This window comes from Peribacillus sp. NPDC056705, from assembly GCF_043656335.1.
The window spans coordinates 1-5,193 of the sequence record NZ_JBHTYI010000065.1; the positions used below are offsets into that span (position 1 = coordinate 1).

General features: G+C 37.5%; 5 protein-coding genes and 1 pseudogene. 5 read left to right on the forward strand and 1 reads right to left on the reverse strand.

Translation table 11 applies throughout. The features are described from left to right. The first annotated feature begins 544 nt into the window (after nt 1-544). The 5 genes and pseudogenes from ACFRAK_RS27060 (at nt 545) to ACFRAK_RS27080 (ending at nt 4,142) form a co-directional block, all read left to right on the forward strand. Nucleotides 545-745 carry a hypothetical protein gene (locus ACFRAK_RS27060; RefSeq protein ID WP_387598360.1) on the forward strand — a complete coding sequence of 67 codons (201 nt, stop codon included), beginning with the start codon at nt 545-547 and terminating at the stop codon, nt 743-745. A 175-nt stretch (nt 746-920) separates the two neighbouring features. After that, nucleotides 921-1,181, forward strand: coding sequence for a D-alanyl-D-alanine carboxypeptidase family protein (locus ACFRAK_RS27065; RefSeq protein ID WP_387598362.1), 261 nt, complete (start codon nt 921-923; stop codon nt 1,179-1,181). A gap of 12 nt (nt 1,182-1,193) precedes the next feature. Continuing rightward, nucleotides 1,194-1,340: pseudogene (locus ACFRAK_RS27070) on the forward strand (M15 family metallopeptidase); the annotation flags it as partial. A 9-nt stretch (nt 1,341-1,349) separates the two neighbouring features. Next, nucleotides 1,350-1,880, forward strand: coding sequence for a peptidoglycan-binding domain-containing protein (locus ACFRAK_RS27075; RefSeq protein WP_387599297.1), 531 nt, complete (start codon nt 1,350-1,352; stop codon nt 1,878-1,880). Nucleotides 1,881-2,537: 657 nt separating this feature from the next. Further along, nucleotides 2,538-4,142, forward strand: a complete 1,605-nt coding sequence (locus ACFRAK_RS27080) for a phosphodiester glycosidase family protein (protein WP_387598364.1) — start codon at nt 2,538-2,540, stop codon at nt 4,140-4,142. Nucleotides 4,143-4,315: 173 nt separating this feature from the next. Here ACFRAK_RS27080 and ACFRAK_RS27085 read toward each other — a convergent pair whose 3' ends face one another. Next, a complete protein-coding gene (locus ACFRAK_RS27085; protein WP_387598367.1) occupies nt 4,316-5,047 on the reverse strand; it encodes an IclR family transcriptional regulator in 732 nt (243 codons plus the stop codon). Nucleotides 5,048-5,193: the final 146 nt, after the last annotated feature.

Consider the following 5,193-nt stretch of genomic DNA (forward strand, 5'->3'; position numbering starts at 1 on the left):
CCTTTCTTTTGTGTGATTCGATTATATAACAAGGAATTAAAAATATAAATAATTAATTTTATGTTTTAACTAAAAAAAATCAATAATATTAATTTACCATTTAATATTGTTGATTATCTGTTTCCGTTATTCATTCAATAATTATATTTACCATAGTGGTGGATTGTAGGCATGCCTCTTGATGAAATCCCTAGTTACATATTGAGCACGATCACTTAGGTTATGAGATGCTGATTAATAATCCCTGGATATCCGATATTAATATTCCACCTGAGGTTGATTCAGCAGTCGTAGGATTGATGTATTATTAAATGATTTAGAACTTGAAAATTACTTCGTCTATATTTTAGTTAATAGGTGCTATTTTTGAATAAAACTTAGATTTTTAAACGACTTTAATGTTATATTTTTTAAGTACAGTGAAGGATACTATATCGAAAATTATACGACTATATTTTAATCCCGTCCTAAATTTTGAACGGGGTCTTCTTAGCCTGTTTTTCCTGTATAATAATACTATATTTTACATAAGGAGGGATTATTTATGGACCACGCCAGCAGTTTAATAGGGCTTTTTGCAATCATACCGATTTTGTTTTATCTGGGACTTATTGTTTTAAGTGTTTATTTCATAATTAAGGTAATAAAATTCATCAATGCAAAGACAAGATTAGATCAAGAAAGAAATGAAAAGCTGGATGAATTGATAAAAGCTATTGACAAAGAAAAAGAAAATCAAAATTAGCCTTTATAAAATAAAAGCACAGTCCCATTAAGGGTTGTGCTTTTGTTATTTTACAAGAATTGTATGGGATGATGAATCCATAATAGGTCCACTTAAAAGGGCTTTTTTTGTAACGTCAAGGTGAGTATACAAGCATTTCCTAATAAGTTCCATAACATATTAGGAGGTGATAAAATTGCCAGTTAAATTAGAAACTTTATTGAATCGTTCGGAAAAGAATATGGGCAGCGGAATTCATCCAGTCGTAAAAGAATCAGCATTGGAAATGGTAAAACGGGCATACGAAGAAGGTATTTTTGTCCAAATCAGCGCAGGTTTTCGGTCTATGGAAGAGCAAGCAAAGCTATATGGTCAAGGACGCCTGGGTTATATCTACGATGGAAAAAACTATAGTGATTTATCGAAACCGAGAGTGACCAATGCGATACCAGGTTAATCTTACCATAACTATGGACTAGCAATTGATTATTCCATAGTCAGCGATGGAAAGAATGCCATTTGGACAATTGATGCAAAATGGAAACGGGTAACTGCCATTGGTAAATCCCTGGGCTTTGCATGGGGCGGGGATTGGTCAAACTTTAAAGATTATCCGCACTTGGATATGACGGACGGACTAACTTATTCTCAGTTAAAGGCGGGAACAAAGCCTAAACTGATATCAAAAGTGAATGGAACCACTCCACCAGCAACACAAGTCGAATCGGATGTCATTGTTAAAGGTACGCCTGCAAAGGACAGCGGCAATCAGACTATCAAGTCCATCCAAAGGACATTAAATAGCCGGTATAATGCAAAGATAGATGTGGATGGTTATTATGGTCCTAATACTAAAAAAGCTTTGATAAAGGGTTTCCAAACCGAATTGAATAAACAATATGGTGCAAAGATTAATGTTGATGGAATATGGGGACCCCAAACAAAAGCGGCATCATCTAATGTTAGGGAAGGGGCGAAAGGGAATATCACCTATATTCTTCAAGCTGCACTTTATTTGGAAGGGCAAAATCCACATGGCATAGATGGTATCTTTGGAAGCGGAACGGAAATAGCGGTTAAGGCATTTCAAAGGGCAAGGGGAATACCTGCAGACGGTATTGCAGGTGAAAATACCTTTGCAAAACTATTGGGATAATATATGAAAATAAAACGATAATGCTTAAATGCAATTGGCTTAGAAAAAAAACCCTAAAAATGAGGGCTATTTTTGCTTGAATAAAAAATGGTTTTATAATAGCAGTTTTTTTAAAAGTAAATATCCCAATCGTTCAAGAAACGTAGTATAAGAAAGGTAAGAATACATACTGGGACAAGAAATGTGGCCGCATTTACGATATGGAAGTACCTCAATGTGGGATGCTTTATACCCTTGACTTTAATCACTAAATAAAAGAATGATAAGGTTGAGATAATTGGGCATAGCAAACCAAGATCTGTTAAAATCCTTGAAATTGGATAGTTCATGATACTAAGTCCAATAAGGAATGAAGCAAGGCAGATAATATTGATAACCGACAAAATGGTTGGTGTTAATAATAAGTTCTTTTTTACTGTCTACTGATTAGGTAGCAAGGCAAGGTTAAGGCTTTGTTAAAAGTAAAGGTTTATTTACTGAGTGCAAAGAGAAAATATCCAAATTTGTCCTTTCACAAATATGAATTGTAATATTTATCGAGCATTTATACTCATTTTTGTTCACTTAAAATTGACTGTAATATAATAGTCTTTTTAATTTTCCATCACATTTAGACAATAAAGTTAAAGGAGGACATAACTTTATTGGAGGAAAAATATGAAAAGAATATGGAAAAAGCCAATTTTGCCTATCGCCGCTATTAGTCTAGCGTCATTGATGATTGTAAATGGGATTCCTGAAACTCCAGTTCAAGCAGAATTGAATGTTCAATCACAGGTAAAAATGAAAAATCATGAGCTTCCGCTGGGAACGTCTTATTTGCATGAGCGAAGAACTTCCATGAATCCAGCGCCTGGATTGACGTATACCAAAATCAATCGTGGTGAAACATCTTCTAAAGACTATTTCACAGTGGATGTGGCATTTGTAGAAACACAGAAGCAGGCAAAGCTATTGCTGGGAGGTTTAAAGAGAGACGGTTTCAAAAATGCCCGCATTATAAGGGAACCGGATCGGGCCTTGGATGACCGGGAAAAAGGTCCACTTGGATACATTGTTCGCATCGGCCAATATCAGCAGGAAGCGGATTCAGCCGGAATGAGAAACAAGTTATCGGGTAAGGGATATTCGGGTCTACGGACTGTGTATACGGGTGAAGATGGTGAGAAAACAACAGGACCTTGGGTAGTGAACGTACTTGAAGTGGATAAGGATCGATTTCAAGGGCAAGTGGTGCCTGAATTAGCAAATGACGCAGTGATAGGAAAAGAAACATTGAGCCAAATGGCTGATAGAAATGATGCTATTGCAGGAATTAATGCTGGATACTTTGTTGTTGGAGCCAAGGATGGAACACTAGGCGATCCTGCCGGTATATTCGCCAGCAAAGGTCAACTTGTCAGTGAGGCGATAAATGGCCGTTCAGCTCTGATTTTATCTTCTGTTGAAGAGAAGGCAAACATTGCATCTGTTTCCACGTCCATTCAGGCTACTTCATCCGATGGTGCGGTTAGGGAAGTGGATGGATTAAATCGTAAGCCGGGATTGATCCGCAATTGTGGCGGTGTTGGAGGGGATACGACAACAGAACGGCCGAAACATGATTATACTTGTATGGATGAAAGTGAGCTTATCCAATATACATCCGTATTTGGAGAAAAGACGGAATCGGGCGATGGTGTGGAAGTGGTAGTGAATCATGCCGGGGAAGTGGCGGAAATCCGTAACCATCGTGGGGGAATGATTCCAAGCAGCGGTTCTGTTCTTGCAGGAACGGGGGAAGCGGCAGATTGGCTTCGTGACCATGCCCAACAAGGAATGAAGATTCAGGTGAAAAGTGAAATCATCGGGGATGGAAAGCCATTAAAATTGGACCAAACCACTAGCATGATTAACGGAGGTCCTCGATTATTGGAAAACGGAGAAATTTCCATTAATGCCGTAGAGGAAGGATTTCACTGGGAAGAAGATCCTGGGTTTTATTATCGTTTTGGGGAACGTCGTAATCCGAGAACGCTTGCAGGAATAAAAGAGAATGGAAATCTATTATTTGTCACCATAAATGGGCGCGCACCCGGATGGAGTGTGGGGGCAAATTTTGAAGAAAGTGCAAAAGTCATGAAGTCATTAGGAGCCGTAGATGCCATCAATCTTGACGGCGGCGGATCGACGACCATGACAGTTGGGGCTGACCGAGTCACAAGACCATCTGACGCAACAGGTGAACGCCCGATTGCCGACGGAATTTTGTTAGTAAAATAATAGATGAACATGTAAAGAAGATAAAGAGTAAATTCTTCATATATTCAGAAGATACCTTTAAGCAGTGATAGTAGTTTTAGTTCAAACCCGCCGTCACGAATAAACTAAAAAATCTCTTCAGAAACCTATCTGAAGAGATTTTTTAATAACGGGATCATCCGACCCAAATCAATTTAATATAAGGATTTTGAAATACTTTCAGCCGTTTTTAGCAATAAAGAGATATGTTGTTCCATCGATTCCTTATTCCAGCGAAAGACAGGCCCGGAAATGGAAATAGCTCCAATGACTTTTCCTTTAGCACCGAATACTGGTGCTGATAATGCAGCTACATTATTCGTGATTTCTTCCTCATTAATTGAGTAACGGGTATTTACTATAATTTCTAATTGCTGTTGTAGCATTTTTCTTTCTTCCTCTGGAAGGAGGTTTAATACTTGTGCCTGTAAGCCTTCGCTTAGAAATGCCAATATTACCCGTCCGCTTGAGCCAAATTGTAGCGGAATCCTATTGCCAACCCCTGCTCTTCTGCTTATTTCCTGATTACTGACATGTTCAATTACACACATCCTTACCATATTTGTTAACATATAAAACCCTACCGTTTCCTGTGTCTCGTCTCTTAATTTAATTAATTGTGGATCGATTATTGAGACAAAAGGTACATCGGAGATTATTTTATTTGCATAATCAATAAACACCGTACCAAGTGAATATTTTTTAGAATCTGCATCTTGGAATACCAAACCGTCCATTTTTAAAGTAGTAAGCAGACGATGAGTGATAGGGGGGGAAATGTTAAGGTTTTCGCTAATATTTTTAATTCCTTGTGGACCGGTTGTTTCATTTAAATAATTGATGATTTTGATTGCACGCTGCACCGTAGAAGAAATCTTAGTGTTCATAAATAAATCCTCCAAATAAAATTCCGAATTAATTTAATTATTAAAAATATTATATCATAGTGTAATAAGGGCCAATCAGTAGCTAGAATAGTTTCCGTTATCATTATTATGAATTGAAAGGGGTGATTCAGAAAGTTCACCAAAAG